The organism is Actinoplanes sp. GCM10030250 (genome assembly GCF_042666575.1).
In the GTDB taxonomy this organism is placed as follows: domain Bacteria; phylum Actinomycetota; class Actinomycetes; order Mycobacteriales; family Micromonosporaceae; genus Actinoplanes.
On sequence record NZ_JBHTDO010000007.1, the window covers coordinates 254,871 to 269,526 of the forward strand.

Below are 14,656 nucleotides of genomic sequence, written 5' to 3' on the forward strand. Positions count from 1 at the left end.
GGCCGTGTGTGGGCATTCCGGGCGCGCGCGTCGGGTTGACGCCGATTGCCGGGCGGCGTTTTTGCCCGGAAAACGACCTCATAAGGGGTCACCCCCGGCGTGGAGGGGTGGAAAGTTGCCGATTCACCCACAACATAAGGGGTGAATCGGACACAAGGGGCGAAGATGAGAAGATTCTGGGCGGCGGCCACCACGGTCGCGCTCTGCGCGGTCGGTGCCACGGTCACCGCGGCACATGCCGAGACGCGGGGCGGCGGGGGTGCCAACGCGCCGGCAGCGATCACCTGGGGCCCCTGCACGGACGCACCGCTGCGGGCACAGGGCGCGGAGTGCGGCTTCGTGAGCGTGCCGATGGACTACCGCAAACCGGCGGGGGCCAGGATCCAGCTGGCCGTCTCGCGGGTCAAGCACACCGTTCCCGCCGCGAAGTACCAGGGCGCCATCCTGGTGAACCCGGGCGGTCCGGGCGGTCCTGGCCTGGGGATGGCCACGCTCGGCGGGCACGTGCCGAAGGGCGCTGGTGCGGCGTACGACTGGATCGGCTTCGACCCCCGGGGTGTGGGCGCCAGCCTCCCGAAGCTGGCCTGTGACGGCAAGTACGCCGGGTACAACCGTCCGGTCTACGTACCGACCTCGCCCGCGATCGAGAACGTCTGGCACGCCCGGACCAAGGCGTACGCGGCCGCCTGCGCCAAGGCCGGCGGTGCGCTGCTGGACCACATGCGTACCGAGGACTCGGTGCGCGACATCGACAGCATCCGGCAGGCCCTCGGCGCCGAGAAGATCAGCTTCTACGGCTTCTCGTACGGGACCTATCTCGCCCAGGTCTTCGCCACCCGATACCCGGAACGGGTCCATCGGATGGTGCTGGACGGCGTGGTGGACCCGAGCCGGGTCTGGTACCGCTCCAACCTCGACCAGGACGTCGCGTTCGACCGCAGCATCAAGGTCTACTTCGCCTGGCTCGCCAAGTACGACGCGGTCTACCACCTCGGCCGGACAGCCAAGGCCGTGGAGCAGCTCTATTACCGGCAGCTCACCGCGCTGGCCGCCAAGCCGGCAGGCGGGCTGATCGGGCCCGCCGAGCTGACCGACATCTTCCTGCAGCCGGGCTACTACATCTTCGGCTGGGAGGCGACGGCCGTCGCCTTCTCGGCCTGGGTGAACCGCAAGGACCCGCAGCCGCTGAAGCGGCTCTACGACGAGAACCACCCGCAGGGCGCCGGCTCCGACAACGGGTACGCCGTCTACCTCGCCGTGCAGTGCACCGACGCGCGCTGGCCGTCCGACTGGAAGAAGTGGTCCAGGGACAACTGGCGGATCCACCACCGGGCGCCGTTCGAGACCTGGGGCAACGCCTGGTACAACGCGCCGTGCCGGTACTGGGCCGGTAAGCCCGGCCGTCCGGTCGACGTGAACGGCAAGAAGGCCCCGCCGATCCTGCTGATCAGCGAGACCCTCGACGCCGCCACGCCGTACACGGGCAGCCTCGAGGCGCGCCGCCGCTTCCCGCTGTCCGCGCTGGTCGAGGGTGTCGGTGGCACCACGCATGCCGGGTCGCTCTTCGGCAACGCCTGCATCGACGACACGATCGCCGACTACCTGGGCACCGGTGCCCTGCCGCGGCGCAACAAGGCCAACCGGTCCGACAAGCAGTGCCCGGCGATCGCCAAGCCGGTACCGGCCGCCGCCGGGGCACCGGTCGCCGGTGGCACCTCCAGCGTGCCGGCCGGGAGACGGGCCGATGGCCTCGGCGACCGGCTCCGGCTGCAGAGGCTGATCATCAGCTGATCCCGGCTGATCAACAGGGCTCGAGGGCCCGGCGGGGATCATCCGCCGGGCCCTTGAGCTATGCTCGGTGGCGCGAAGGGGAGTAGCTCCCAATGTCGCGGTCGACATGCTGAGCCCGGTCTCCGGGCTCCGGCCGGACAGCCTCGATCCTGAGGCGAGCGAGACCTTCGACCAGGCCGTATTTCTTTGCGGCCGGGTCGAGGTCGCCCTGCGCCCCCTCCCGGCCGTGTCAACCGGGAGACGTTTGTGGAAGGTTTTCTGGCCGCTCTGGCCATCAGCTTCGCGGTCATCTTCGTGGCCGAGCTGGGTGACAAATCCCAGCTGATGGCGATGACGTTCGCCACACGCTTCAAGACCCTGCCAGTGCTGATCGGCATCACCGTGGCCACCGCTGTGGTCCACCTCGTGTCGGTCGGCATCGGGTACGGCCTCGGCGCCACCCTCCCGACCGGCTGGATTTCGCTGATCGCCGGCATCGCGTTCCTCGGGTTCGGCGCCTGGACGCTGCGCGGCGACAGCCTCACCGACGACGAGAAGGGCAAGGCCGAACGGTCGACCGGCTCGGCGATCCTCGCCGTCGGCGGCGCGTTCTTCCTGGCCGAGCTCGGTGACAAGACCATGCTCGCCACCATCACCCTCGCCACCCAGCACGGCTGGTTCGGCGTCTGGGTGGGCTCGACGATCGGCATGGTGGCCGCCGACGCGCTCGCCATCGTGGTCGGCCGCTATCTCGGCCGGCACCTGCCTGAACGGGTCATCAAGTACGGTGCGGCGGCGCTGTTCGCTATCTTCGGCATCTGGTTGATCGCCGAGGGTGTGATCGAGCTTCGGTAAGGAGACGCCGTGTCGCAGTCCCGGTCGGAGATGGCCCGGATACAGCTGCTCCGCGGCGAGCCGGCCGCAGCCGCGGAGTTGCTCGGACCGGTCCTCGCCGCGGATCCCGACGACGTCACCGCGCTGGTGCTGATGACCCACGCCCAACTGGCGCTGAAGCAGCCCGCCCTCGCTGAGGAGGCGGCGCGGCGGGCGGTGCGGCACGCGCCCGACTGGCCGGACGCGCTAGGTGCGCTCAGCCGGGTGCTCACCGTGCTGGACCGGCACGACGAGGCGATCGCCACGGCGCGCGAGGCCGTGCTGCGGCAGCCGGAGAACGGTTACCGGCACAACCGCCTGGCGTGGGCCCTGCTGGAGGACGGCCGGCACCCGGTCGAGGCGGAGCACGCGGCCCGCGAGGCGGTCCGGCTCGACCCGGACGAGGCCGACTTCCGGATCACCTACGCCATGGTGATGAAGCAGCTCAACCTGCTGGACCGGGCCCGGCAGGCGTTGCGGGACGCGCTCAGCCTGGCGCCGGACAACGCGGTGGCCCGGCACGAGCTGGCCGCGCTCGACGTCGTACACCACCACCCGTTCGCGCTGAGCCGGCTCGCCCGGGGCGCGTCCGGGCTGGTCGGTGCGCTGCGGGCGGATCCGCGCCAGGAGGCGAGCCGGTTCCTGCTGGACGTCGCGCTGCGCCAGTTCCTGGTCTACACGTCGATCATCCTGGTGCTGCTCGCGTACATCGGCTGGCGTCTGGCCTCCGACTCGGCCGGTGCGGCACGGGTGGTGGCGGCGCTGGCGGCGCTGGCGCCGGCCGCGTACGCCGGTTACTTTCTCGCCCGGCTGGACCCCGCGCTGCGCCGCTACCTGCGTGATCTGCTCGCGCACGGCCGCCAGCGGGTGGCCGCGATCGCCGCCGGTGTCTCCCTGACCCTGCTGCTCTCGGCAGTGGTGGCGCCGGACGGCTGGTTGAGCGTCCTGCTCGGTACGGCGACCGCGGCGGGCTTCGCAGTGCGGCTGCTGACCGCGCCGGCGGAGGAGCCCGGTGAGAGCGGGCGCGGCCTGTCCAGCCATTCGCTCTGGCTGGTCGCCGGGGTCCTTCTCGCGGTGGCCACCGGCGTGGCGGCCACCGAGGTCGCCGATCCGGCCTGGCGCCCGGCCGCGGTGACGATCGCCCTGGCGGGCGCCGCGGTGTGCCTGCTCATCGTGGTTCGCCGCCGGCGTGCGAGTCGCTGAAACCTCAGTTTTCGTCCGCGCCTGCCGAAGTAGAGCGCGTGACCCCTATCCCCGTGCTTCCCGGAGCGGCCCGATGACCGACCTGGCCCAGTCCTCCGCCGGGTTGGCGGCACCCGCCGGTCATGCCGATCCCGCCGGCGCGCCGGCCCGTGCCTTCGCCGACCCCTCCGAGGTGGGCGTCGCCCGTGCGGCGGCCCTCTTCGAACACCTCCAGCCGCAGCAGGCCGCCGAGATGCTGGCGCCGGTGCTGGCCGCCAACCCCGGTTCGGCCGGTGCCTGGATCCTGATGGCCCGGGTACGGCTGGCACTCGACCAGGTGGAACCCGCTCTGGACGCGGCGACCCGGGCGGTCGACCTGGTTCCCGACGACCCCCGCCCGCTGGGCATCGCGAGCCGGGCGCTGACCCTGCTGGGCCGGCACGACGAGGCGATGAGCATGGCGTACCGGGCCGTCGTGGTGGAGCCGAAGAACCCGCTCTGGCACGACCGGGTGGCTTGGGCCCTGCTCGCCGCGGACCGGCAGCTCGCCGACGCCGAGCAGGCCGCGCGTACGGCGATCGGGCTCGACCCGAACGAGGCGCACTACTACTTCACGCACGGTGTGGCGCTCGCGGCGCTCGGCCACGTCGACCAGGCCCGTCAGGCGCTGCTCACCTCGCTGCGCCTGGAACCCGGCAACCCGGTGGCCAAGCACCGGCTGGACGTGCTCAACGGCGACGCGCTGCCGGTGGTCGAGAAGAAGAAGCGTGGCTGGAAGCTGTTCGGCCGCAAGGACGACAACAAGCCGGTCCGGCCCGAGGAGTTCAGACCCTAGAGTGCTTCTCGTGGAGCGACGAGCGATCTTCAGCGGTTCGGCTTTCGAGGAGCGGTTCGGCTACGCCCGCGCGGTGGTCGACGGCGACCGGGTGTACGTCTCCGGCACGACCGGTTTCGACTACGGCACGATGACCATCTCCCTGGACGTCGCCGAGCAGGCCGAGCAGTGCCTGCAGAACATCCAGGCGGCGCTGGCCGAGGCGGGCGGGTCGGTCGCGGACGCCGTGCGGGTCCGTTATCTGCTGCCCGATCCGGCCGACTTCGAGAAGTGCGCGCCGGTGCTCCACCGATGGTTCGGTGCGGTCCGGCCGGCCGCCACCATGATGGTGTGCGGCCTCCTGGACCCGCGTATGAAGATCGAGATCGAGGTGGACGCGCGGCTTCGCCGCTAATCCTTATGGGTGTAAGGGTTTCGTCAGCGGCCACTGTCAGCACGGTCGCAGCCGGGTTTACAAACGGGCAGATGACGCTCTACGTAATATTTCGGTCATGCGATCATGCTTGTCCGTTGCGCTTCTGGCCATCGTGACCGTTGTCGCCCCCGCACCGGTACGGGCGAGCGGCCCCACCCCGGACCCGAAGGCCGCCGCCGCACCGCCGGTCATCGCGCGGTACGGCTTCAACGGCCGGGCCGGGACGATCATCGACGAGTCCGGCAACGGGCACACCCTGCGGATCCTCTCGTTCCACGGCGGCCAGGTACGCCAGGTCGCCCACGGACCGGGCACCGCGCTCGCCTTCCCCGGCAAGTGCACCGCGACCGTGTGTCCGCATGTGGTCCTGCAGAGCAGCGCCTCCGCCGACCTCAACCCGGGCACCCGCGACATCGCCTACGGCGCCGACGTGCTGCTCGCTCCGGCGCAGACCAGCCAGGGGCAGAACGTCCTCCAGAAGGGCTACTCCCGGACCAGCAGCCAGTACAAGCTTCAGATCGACGGCACCGCCGGGCGGCCGAGCTGCGTGCTGGTCGACGTGCGGCGGCCCACCATCCGGATCGCCCGCAGCGCGGTGACCACCGCCGACGGCCGGTGGCACCGGGTGCACTGCCAGCGCCGCGGCACCAACCTGGAGATCTACGTCGACGATGTTCTGCGCGGGCGGACCGCCGTACCGGCCGGCCTCACGGTGAGCAACAGCCAGCCGCTGAGCATCGGGGCGAAGGGCGCCTACCGCGACAACGACCAGTTCAACGGTGTCCTCGACAACGTCTGGGTGAGGATCGGCTAGCTCCGGCCGTCAGGGTCTGCCGCTCATCGCGGTGAGCAGGCCGGCGTCCGGGGTGTCGCCGGAGAGCTCCCAGGCGAAGAGGCCGCCGAGCGAGCGGCCGCGGGCGTAGGCGACCTTCGCGGCGATCGTCTCCGGAGTGTCGTAGGACCACCATTGGGCACCGCATCGGGCGTACGCCGTCCCGCCGACCGTTCCCGTCGGCGGGCACCGATCCGCCAGCACGTAGTAGTCCTCGATGCCCTTGCCGAACCGGCCGGGCGCCGGCCCGGTGGCGGTGGCGCCCGGCCCGGCACCCGTCACGCCGGTCCAGCCCCGGCCGTAGAAACCGACCCCGAGCAGCAGTTTCTCCGCGGGGACACCGAGGTTCAGCAGCTCGGTCACGGTTGCCTCGGTGGTGGCAGTGTCCCGCGGAATCCCCGGGTACGCGCTCAGCGCCGAGTGCGGCGCCGTCGTGTACCTCTTCGCCGTGACGGCCGTCCCGAAGTAGTCGTAGGTCATCGCGCCCAGCCAGTTCGCGTACCGGGCCGCCCCGGCGTAGTCGGTTGCCCGGAGCTTGCTCACGTCACCCGGCACCGCCGTGCTGATCAGCGCGTCCGGCCCGAGCGCGGTCCGCAGCTCGGCGAGCATCCGGGTCAGCGCGTCCGGCCCGCTGGTGTCGCAGGCCAGGCCGCAGGCGTTCGGGTACTCCCAGTCGATGTCGACACCGTCGAACAGGCCCGCCCAGCGTGTGTCGTCCAGCAGCTTCCGGCAGGACGCCGCGAAGGCCGCCGGGTCGCGGGCCGCCTCGGTGAACCCGGCCGAACCGGTCCACCCGCCGAACGACCAGAGCAGCTTGAGGTGCGGGTACGCGGCCTTGAGCTTGCGGAGCTGCCCGAAGCTGCCGCGCAGCGGGTCGGCGGGCAGGTCGGCGACCCCGTCGACGCTGTCGGCCGCCTCGATCGGCTTCCGGTGTGCCGCCCAGTCGTCGCCGACCGCGCACCGGCCGCCGGTGACCTTGCCGAACGCGTACTTCAGATGGGTCAGCCGATCGGCGGCACCGCTTGTCCGCAAGTTCTTGACCAGGTAGTCGCGGCCGTAGACACCCCATTCGGTGAAGTAGCCGGCGACCACCCGCGGCGCCGGATCCGGCTCGGGCGGGTCGGGGCTCGGCTCGGAACCGCACGAGCTGACTGCCGTCAGGAGGACGAGGAGGAGGAAAGCCGGCCGGAGACGCACCGGCACGAAGCTAACCGCTGAACCCCGCCACCTGCCCGTCGTTCCCCCGTACGGGTGTGACGTGGGACCTGTCCGAGGCGCCGTCCAGGGGGTGCGGGCGCACTCCTGTGCGATGGTCATGACGTGGCTGTGAGTCGCACCGAACCGCGTACCCTGTTCGCCTGGCGCCGTGTCCTCATCCGGATGCGCGCGGTGCTCCGCAGCGCCCTCACCACGTTCGTGGTGCTCACCCTCACCCTCTGGCTGATGCCGGGGGTGGCCTCCACCGACATCGTCGACATCCTCGGCTTGGTCCTGCTGGTCGCCGTGGTCGGTGCCGTGCTGCGCCCGCTGCTGCTTGTCGGGATCACCGCGCTCGGCGGCTGGGGCGCGATGCTCTTCGGCGTGGTCGCCCAGGTCGTGGTCATGGTGGTGGCCCTGGAACTCGACCCGGCCGAGCAGATCAGCGGCCTGCCCACGCTTGTCGCCGCCGCGATCCTGGCCGTCGTGGTGGCCGCCCTGCTGGACTGGATGGCCGACGCCGGCAGCGACGACACGTTCGTCCGGGAGGCGCGCCGGTTGATGCGGGGCGTCCGCCGCCGCGGCGCTCGTCGTGCCGGCGGCCCGCTGCTGAGCTTCCGCCGTCCGATTCCCGGCACCGAACCGGGCCTGCTCATGATCCAGCTGGACGGTGTGGCGGAGCCGGTGCTGCGCTGGGCGATCCGGGCCGGCAACCTGCCCACACTCGGCCACTGGCTGCGTACCGGTAGCCACACTCTGCGGCCGTGGCACACCGGGCTGCCCTCCACCACACCCGCCTCCCAGGCCGGCATCCTGCACTGCGCGACCCGGCAGATCCCCGCCTTCCGCTGGTACGAGAAGGAGACCGGCAAGCTGATGGTCTCCAACCGCCCGCGCGATGCCGCGATCATCGAGACCCGGCTCAGCGACGGCCAGGGCCTGCTCCGCGACGGTGGCGTGAGCATCGGCAACGCGTTCAGCGGCGACGCGGAGACGAGCCTGCTGACCATCAGCCACGCCGCGCTGCCCGGCCGGTCCGCCCGGGGCTGGGCCGCCTTCATGGCATCGCCGTACGGCTTCACCCGCGCCCTCGTCCTCGGTGTCGCCGACATCTTCACCGAGCTGCACCAGGCCCGCCTCCAGCGCCGCCGCAACCTCCAGCCGCGGGTCAGCCGCTCCGGGGCCTTCCTCGCGCTGCGGCCCGCCTCGATGCTGCTGCGCGACGTCAACGTCTCGCTCGTCGCCGAGCAGATGGCGCGCGGTGTCCCGGCGATCTACTGCGACCTCGTCGACTACGACGAGGTCGCGCACCATGCCGGCCCGGCCCGCCCCGAGTCGATGCGCCAGCTGGAGAGCCTGGACCGGATGCTCGGCGTGCTGGAACGCCTCGCGCCCGAAGCGGCCCGCCGCTATCACCTGGTGGTGCTCTCCGACCACGGTCAGAGTCAGGGCGCCACCTTCCGGCAGCGCCACGGCGAGACGCTCGATGAGGTGGTGGACCGGCTCGCCGGAGCCGACTCGGCGGCCGGGTCCCGGATGCCCGCCGAGGAGGAGGGCAAGAAGGAACCCGAGATCACGCCGTCCACCCCGCTGCTGGTGGTGTCCTCGGGCAACCTGTCGATGGTCTACCTCACCCGCTTCCCGCACCGCCTGAACCGGGCCGCGATCGAGCACGCGTACCCGCACCTGATCCCGGGACTCGCCGCGCACCCGGGGATCGGCCTGGTGGTGGTCCAGGACGACGAGGGACCGATCGTGTACGGGTCGGGCGGCACCCAGCGGCTGCGCGACGGTGCGGTCACCGGCATCGACCCGCTCCTGCCGTACGGTCCTCGAGCGTGCCACGACCTGCTGCGTCACCAGAGCGCCGCACACGTCGGCGACCTCGTGCTGATCAGCTCGGTCGACCCGGTGACGCACGAGGTCTCCGCGTTCGAGGAGCTGGTCGGCTCGCACGGCGGCCTCGGCGGCTGGCAGACCGACGCCGTTCTGGTCCACCCGTCCGCGTGGCCGGCCATCGGTGACCTCGACGGGCCGGACGCGGTGCACCGGCAGCTCGTGGACTGGCTGACGATGCTGGGACTGCGGCAACCCGAGCCCGCATCGCTCGGTGCCGGCGACCCGATCCGTGCCGAAGGTCTCGAACCGGGCAGATCAGCGCGACTTTCGTCCAGCCGGGATGGTTAAGGCGATGTGCGTTTTCTTCACCTGGCCGTCCTGACCACCCTCCTCCTTCTCGCCCCGGCTCCGGCGCAGGCCGTCGGAACGAGCGTGCGCGCCGCGCCGACCTTCAACGGCACGGTGTACGCGATCGCCTACCGGGGCAGCACCGTCTACGTCGGGGGGTCGTTCACCAGGGCGACCTGGGCGGGGCGCAGCTACGAGCGGTTACGGCTGGCGGCGTTCGACGCGCGTACCGGCACGCTGCTGGACTGGGCTCCGGCGGCGGACAGCACGGTACGCGCACTCGCCACCACCGGCGGCGCGATCTACGCGGCGGGAGACTTCCACTCCGTCGCCGGCCAGAAACGCGACGCGATCGCGGGGCTCGACCCGGTGACCGGGGTGGTGGACACGTTCACCCACGCGGTGGACGGCACACCGTACGCCCTGGCCACCGCCAACGGCCGCCTCTACCTGGGCGGCAGCTTCACCGGGGTGGACGGGGCCAAGCGGCGCAATCTGGCGGCGTTCTCGCTGGACACCGGACGTCTCGATCGCGGCTGGAAGGCGCACGCCGACGATCGGGTGCACTCGCTCGCGGCGATCGGGTCCCAGCTCTTCCTCGGCGGCGCCTTCCACAAGGTCAACGGGGTGAGCAGCACGCTGCGGCTGGCGGCGGTGAACGGCCGCACCGGAGCCCTCGACAGGTATTTCCGGCCGAAGGTGACGGCTGAGGTCAACGCGATCACCGTGGACCGGTTCGGGGTGTACGCGGCAACCGGCGGCCAGGGTGGACGGGCGATCGCCTACACCCTCCAGGGCGCGATGCGCTGGCAGCGGGTGTTCGACGGTGACGCGGTGGCAATCACCAACCTCGGCGGTGTCACGTACGTCGGCGGCCACTTCGACCGCGCCTGCCTCACCGCGCGCAACGGGCCGCAGGGCGCCTGCATGGACGGCTCGGTGCCCCGGGTCAAGCTCGCGGCGATGACCGGTACCGGTCGGCTCACCGAGTGGGCACCGCAGGCCAACGGCGTCATCGGCGTGCGCGTCCTGACCGCGAACCGCTCCGCCGGCACGATCGACGCCGGCGGCGATTTCACCACGATCTCCGGCCGCGACCGGCCCCGCTTCGCCAGCTTCCAGCCCTAGACACTTTCGCGGTGGAGGTCTGAGCTGCGTCCCTGCAACGTGGGCCTCGCTACATGCGGCCGGCCCGGAGAACGCGAGCCGGCGTCAGAACCGCCGGCGGGTGACGAACTCGCTGATCGCCCAATAGCGGGTCGGTGTGATCCGGGCCAGCCAGTCGCCGGCCCTGGCCGCCGGGGTGATGACCAGGCGTGGGCGCCGGGCCTGGACCGCCGCCACGATCTGCCGGGCGGCCTCCTCGGGCGGCATGGTCAGCGCCGCCTCCGCGAAACGGCGGGCCTGCGCGGCCTGCTCACCGCCCGGGTCGATGCCGCTGACCCGGGCGCTGGCCGCGATGTTCGTCCGGATACCGCCGGGATGCACCACTGTCACACCGACACCGCGCGGGGCCAGCTCGTGCCGCAGCGCCTCGGTGAAACCGCGGACGGCGTATTTGCTGGTCGCGTACGCCACCTGGCCGGGCGGCGCGATCAGCCCGAACAGGCTGGAGATGTTGACGACGTGCGCGCCGGGCCGCTCCAGCAGCTGCGGCAGGAACGCCTTGGTCGTCCGGATCACCGCGTGCAGGTTGATCTCCAGCAGCCAGTCGACGTCCGCCATGCTGTTCTGCTCGAACGTCCCGGTCAGCGTGACCCCGGCGTTGTTGATCAGAAGATCGGCGCCACCGTGGCGGTCCAAGACCTGAGCGGCCAGGTCGCGGCGGTCGCCGCCATCACTCAGATCGCAGGTGTACGGCGTAACCTCCGCTGCCCCCGACTCACGTGCCATGCGGGCGACCCGTTCCAGCCCTTCGCCGTCCCTGTCGACCAGGGCCAGCACCGAGCGGCGTCGTGCCAGGTCCAGGGCGAGGGCGGCACCGATCCCGCTCGCCGCCCCGGTGATGACGCAGGTCCGCCCCGCGAATGAGAACCGCTGCACCGCACGCGCCTCCGATGTCACCCTCGTGGGCGGTGACGTCGCCCGCCGCCCGACGTGCGGCATCTGACGATCGCACAGCACGCTGACGCCCGGCTCTCCGGACGGGAGCGGTGGTGCGTGTCCGAAAATGGTCAGGAGCGTCGATGCCTCAGGGCTGGGGTTCCTCGATCACCGGAGCCGACTGAGAACGCCGTCGGCGGATGTGTCGCACGTGCAGCGTCACGTAGATCGCGATCGCGACCGCCACCACGCCGATCACCGGCCACATGTACTCGTGGACGTGTCCCATGATCTCGACGATGTGCACACCGAGCAGGTAGGCGACAGTGCACCACCAGCCGACCCAGAGCGCCGCACCGATCGTGTTGTAGATCAGGAACGTCTTCCAGGGCATTCGGGTGATGCCGGCGATCACGCCGTTGAGCTGCCGCAACCCGTCGATGAAACGGGCCACCACGATGATCCGGTTGCCGCGCCGGGCGAAGAACTTCTCGGCCTTCTCCAGGCGCTCCGGTGTCACGAAGATGTACTTGCCCCAGCGGTGGACGATCTTGCGACCGCCGCGCAGGCCGATCCAGTAGCCGATGTTGTCGCCGAGCACCGCCGTCACGAACGAGACGAGCGCGACGATGTAGATGTTCATCCGGCCGGCACCGGCATAGATGGAGGCCGCGACCATGATCGTCTGACCCGGTGCGGGGACACCGAAGCTCTCCACCCCGATGACCCCACCGATCGCCAGATAACCCCAGCGATCCAGGATCGGGGCGACACTCTCCAGGATTCCGGGGAGGGAGTCTGTAGGTGGCATTGGCTACACGGTAGCGCCAGCGGAGAGCGACGCCACACCGACCTGGTGCTTCACGTTTGGTCCGACCTTTCCGAAAATGACCAGGCGTACTCAGGGGCCTACTCTGCGCTTTTCCGGTGAGTGTGGACTTCCGGCGCCATTCGGACCGGAAAGCCACACGCGTTGGGACACCGCACGAAAGAGGCCCGGACACGCACACGGCGGCGCCGACCGGGAGGTCGACGCCGCCGATGGGAAGCGTGTCAGAGCGAGTCGGCGGCCAGCTGACCGCGCAGCTTGGTCAGGGCCTTGGTCAGCAGCCGGGAGACGTGCATCTGCGAGATGCCGATCTGGTCGGCGATCTGCGACTGGGTGAGGTTGCCGTAGAACCGCAGCGTGAGGATCTTCTGCTCGCGCTCGTCGAGCGTCGCCAGAGCCGGGCCGAGGGCGACGCGGGTCTCGGCGATCTCGTACTCGTAGTCCTCGCCGCCGAGGGTGTCACCGAGCTCGGTGTTGCCGTCGGCGCTGATCGGCGTGCTGAGGCTGGTGGCGTTGTAGGCGCGGGCGCCCTCCAGGCCCTCCAGCACGTCCTCCTCGCTGATGCCCAGGTGGACGGCGATGTCGGGGACTGTCGGCGAGCGGCCGAGGCTGTGGGTGAGGGTGCTGTTGGCCTCGGTGATCGCGAGACGCAGCTCCTGCAGGCGGCGGGGCACGCGGACCGACCAGGTGCGGTCGCGGAAGTGTCGCTTGATCTCGCCGATGATGGTCGGGATCGCATAGCCGGCGAAGTCGACGCCACGCTCGGGGTCGAACTTGTCGACCGCCTTGATCAGGCCGACGGTCGCGGTCTGGATCAGGTCGTCGGTGGGCTCACCGCGACCCGAGTAGCGGTGGGCGAGGTGACGGGCGAGAGGCAGCCAGGCCTCGATCGCCCGGTCCCGCATGGTGGCGCGTGAGGGGTGGCCGGCCGGCATCGCAGCCATTGCGGCGAGCAGCTCGGCCGCACTGTCGGCCGGAGCCTTCGCGCTGGCCGCTGTCGACGGCGACACCGCGGTCGAAGTCTCGGTGACGGTCATGTCGTGGTCCTCCCTGACACCGTTCCGGAGAGCCGGCCCCTTGCGGGGCCCGGTTGGTCGGGCGTCCATATCCTTGAACAGCGGCGATTAACCGCCATCCGGGCACACTTGGCCGTTCGGTTATGGAGACTCTATCCGACAGGTCTAGAGAAGACTAGCCGAAAGTATGAGTCATTTACCGTACCCTTGTGGGGCAAAAAGGATATGTGCGTGGGCTCGCTCCCACGGTGGAGGCAATAGTTCGCCGCTCTGGGGGTAAACCGTACGGTCCGGTCGGCGGTCCGGACGGGCCAATGCTTTACGCCTCCCTGCCGGGAAGATGGACGGATGACCGCGCTGCCTGCCTCGGTACCGCATACCGGCGCTGTCGAGCTGTACAGCTGGACCTTCGACAGCTACCGAGGACTGCGGAGGTTGCGGGCGGCATTGCGTGAGGCTCTCGGTGTCTCGTCCCCCTCGGTCTCGTCCGTCTTCATCCCGCCCTCCCCGGTTCCGCGTGCGTTGGTCTCATCGCGGAGTGATGTGGGTGATCGGATCGCGGTTGTGGCCACGGAGTTGGCGACCAACGCGTTGCGGCACGGTTCGCCGCCGGCGGTGGTGCGACTCATGCAGCTCGACCGCCGGCTGATCATCGACGTGGCGGATCACGACCTGGAGGCGGAGCCACGGTTCGACGTGGAGCGGCCGCCTGGGTCGGGCGGGTTGGGGCTGATGCTGGCGCGGAGCTTCGCTGTCGACGTCGGCTGGTACCGGAGTGAGGACAGCAAGCACGTGTGGGCCAGCTTCTCGGAGTGAGCCCTCCTGCTCTCCTCTTCCTTTACAGCTTTCGGTCCGGGCGCCTTGCTCGCGTTTCAGTCCGGGCGCCTTGCTCGCGGCGGAGGGGGTCCGGCTGGTTGCCAGTGCTGTCTCGACGGCGCTGAGGCAGCACTGGGAGCCAGCTGACGGAGGGTGATGGCGGGGGCACGGAAATGCAATTTCTGCTCACTAATGGCGCCTGAACTCGGTGGTCACAGCTGTCACGCCCGGGGTGGGGGGTCGATTTGGCGTCGTGGGAGCGAGCGGGTAATGTTCTCCGAGCCGGCAGGGAAACGGGCGAGCTAGCGGAGAGATCCGCAGCGGCCGTCCTGCCAAACCCCAAAGATCGAGTGACACGACTCGTCGTGTAATCTTCTGCGGGCCTGAGCGAATGCCTCGCTTGTCAGACCGGAGGGAAACCCCCGATTTGGCGGGACGGAATAGCGAAGGGTAATGTAGAGCGAGTGCCCCGGAGGGCGGGCCGCGGAATGCGGATCGTTTGATGGTGTGCGGTTGTTCTTTGAGAACTCAACAGGGTGCTTGATAAGCCAGTGCCATTTATGGCAATACCCCGGCCTGTCTTTGGATGGGTTAGGGATTCCTTTGGCAACATTTTGTTTGTTGTCAGGAGCGCTTTTCCAAGGGTTTTTATTGGAGAGTT

General features: G+C 70.2%; 13 protein-coding genes. 9 read left to right on the forward strand and 4 right to left on the reverse strand.

The annotated features are described in order from the left end of the window. The first annotated feature begins 165 nt into the window (after nt 1-165). From ACFQV6_RS13050 to ACFQV6_RS13075, 6 genes are all read left to right on the forward strand, one after another. Nucleotides 166-1,791 (forward strand): alpha/beta hydrolase, encoded by a 1,626-nt coding sequence (locus tag ACFQV6_RS13050; RefSeq protein WP_378027682.1) that lies wholly within the window; start codon nt 166-168, stop codon nt 1,789-1,791. Between the two features lie 246 nt (nt 1,792-2,037). Continuing rightward, nucleotides 2,038-2,625 (forward strand): TMEM165/GDT1 family protein, encoded by a 588-nt coding sequence (locus ACFQV6_RS13055; protein ID WP_378027683.1) that lies wholly within the window; start codon nt 2,038-2,040, stop codon nt 2,623-2,625. A 9-nt stretch (nt 2,626-2,634) separates the two neighbouring features. Further along, on the forward strand, nt 2,635-3,846 hold the full coding sequence (locus tag ACFQV6_RS13060) for a tetratricopeptide repeat protein (RefSeq protein ID WP_378027684.1): 1,212 nt from the start codon (nt 2,635-2,637) through the stop codon (nt 3,844-3,846). A 73-nt stretch (nt 3,847-3,919) separates the two neighbouring features. Further along, nucleotides 3,920-4,660 (forward strand): tetratricopeptide repeat protein, encoded by a 741-nt coding sequence (locus ACFQV6_RS13065; protein WP_378027685.1) that lies wholly within the window; start codon nt 3,920-3,922, stop codon nt 4,658-4,660. A gap of 10 nt (nt 4,661-4,670) precedes the next feature. Further along, a complete protein-coding gene (locus ACFQV6_RS13070) occupies nt 4,671-5,054 on the forward strand; it encodes a RidA family protein (RefSeq protein WP_378027686.1) in 384 nt (127 codons plus the stop codon). Nucleotides 5,055-5,163: 109 nt separating this feature from the next. After that, on the forward strand, nt 5,164-5,889 hold the full coding sequence (locus tag ACFQV6_RS13075; protein WP_378027687.1) for a LamG-like jellyroll fold domain-containing protein: 726 nt from the start codon (nt 5,164-5,166) through the stop codon (nt 5,887-5,889). A gap of 9 nt (nt 5,890-5,898) precedes the next feature. Here ACFQV6_RS13075 and ACFQV6_RS13080 read toward each other — a convergent pair whose 3' ends face one another. After that, nucleotides 5,899-7,104, reverse strand: coding sequence for a glycoside hydrolase family 18 protein (locus tag ACFQV6_RS13080; protein ID WP_378027688.1), 1,206 nt, complete (start codon nt 7,102-7,104; stop codon nt 5,899-5,901). Between the two features lie 183 nt (nt 7,105-7,287). Between ACFQV6_RS13080 and ACFQV6_RS13085 the strand changes: the two genes are divergently transcribed. Both ACFQV6_RS13085 and ACFQV6_RS13090 read left to right on the forward strand, forming a co-directional pair. After that, nucleotides 7,288-9,291 (forward strand): alkaline phosphatase family protein, encoded by a 2,004-nt coding sequence (locus tag ACFQV6_RS13085; RefSeq protein WP_378027706.1) that lies wholly within the window; start codon nt 7,288-7,290, stop codon nt 9,289-9,291. A 6-nt stretch (nt 9,292-9,297) separates the two neighbouring features. Beyond that, nucleotides 9,298-10,419 carry a hypothetical protein gene (locus tag ACFQV6_RS13090; protein WP_378027689.1) on the forward strand — a complete coding sequence of 374 codons (1,122 nt, stop codon included), beginning with the start codon at nt 9,298-9,300 and terminating at the stop codon, nt 10,417-10,419. An 84-nt stretch (nt 10,420-10,503) separates the two neighbouring features. Here the strand turns inward: ACFQV6_RS13090 and ACFQV6_RS13095 are convergent, their stop codons facing one another. From ACFQV6_RS13095 to ACFQV6_RS13105, 3 genes are all read right to left on the reverse strand, one after another. Then, nucleotides 10,504-11,334: an SDR family NAD(P)-dependent oxidoreductase gene (locus ACFQV6_RS13095; protein ID WP_378027690.1), complete on the reverse strand. Its 831-nt coding sequence runs from the start codon at nt 11,332-11,334 to the stop codon at nt 10,504-10,506. Between the two features lie 148 nt (nt 11,335-11,482). Next, complete coding sequence (locus tag ACFQV6_RS13100; protein ID WP_378027691.1) at nt 11,483-12,145, reverse strand: DedA family protein; 663 nt, start codon at nt 12,143-12,145, stop codon at nt 11,483-11,485. 242 nt (nt 12,146-12,387) lie between these two features. Further along, on the reverse strand, nt 12,388-13,200 hold the full coding sequence (locus ACFQV6_RS13105; RefSeq protein ID WP_378027692.1) for an RNA polymerase sigma factor SigF: 813 nt from the start codon (nt 13,198-13,200) through the stop codon (nt 12,388-12,390). A gap of 327 nt (nt 13,201-13,527) precedes the next feature. Between ACFQV6_RS13105 and ACFQV6_RS13110 the strand changes: the two genes are divergently transcribed. Next, nucleotides 13,528-13,995, forward strand: coding sequence for an ATP-binding protein (locus ACFQV6_RS13110; protein ID WP_378027693.1), 468 nt, complete (start codon nt 13,528-13,530; stop codon nt 13,993-13,995). Nucleotides 13,996-14,656 lie beyond the last annotated feature (661 nt).

Excerpts from the sequence above, each read along its gene's own strand:
- ACFQV6_RS13050 (WP_378027682.1), top strand. The coding sequence starts at position 166 with ATGAGAAGATTCTGGGCGGCGGCCACCACGGTCGCGCTCTGCGCGGTC.
- ACFQV6_RS13065 (WP_378027685.1), top strand. The coding sequence starts at position 3,920 with ATGACCGACCTGGCCCAGTCCTCCGCCGGGTTGGCGGCACCCGCCGGT.
- ACFQV6_RS13085 (WP_378027706.1), top strand. The coding sequence starts at position 7,288 with ATGCGCGCGGTGCTCCGCAGCGCCCTCACCACGTTCGTGGTGCTCACC.
- ACFQV6_RS13100 (WP_378027691.1), bottom strand. The coding sequence starts at position 12,145 with ATGCCACCTACAGACTCCCTCCCCGGAATCCTGGAGAGTGTCGCCCCG.
- ACFQV6_RS13105 (WP_378027692.1), bottom strand. The coding sequence starts at position 13,200 with ATGACCGTCACCGAGACTTCGACCGCGGTGTCGCCGTCGACAGCGGCC.
- ACFQV6_RS13110 (WP_378027693.1), top strand. The coding sequence starts at position 13,528 with ATGACCGCGCTGCCTGCCTCGGTACCGCATACCGGCGCTGTCGAGCTG.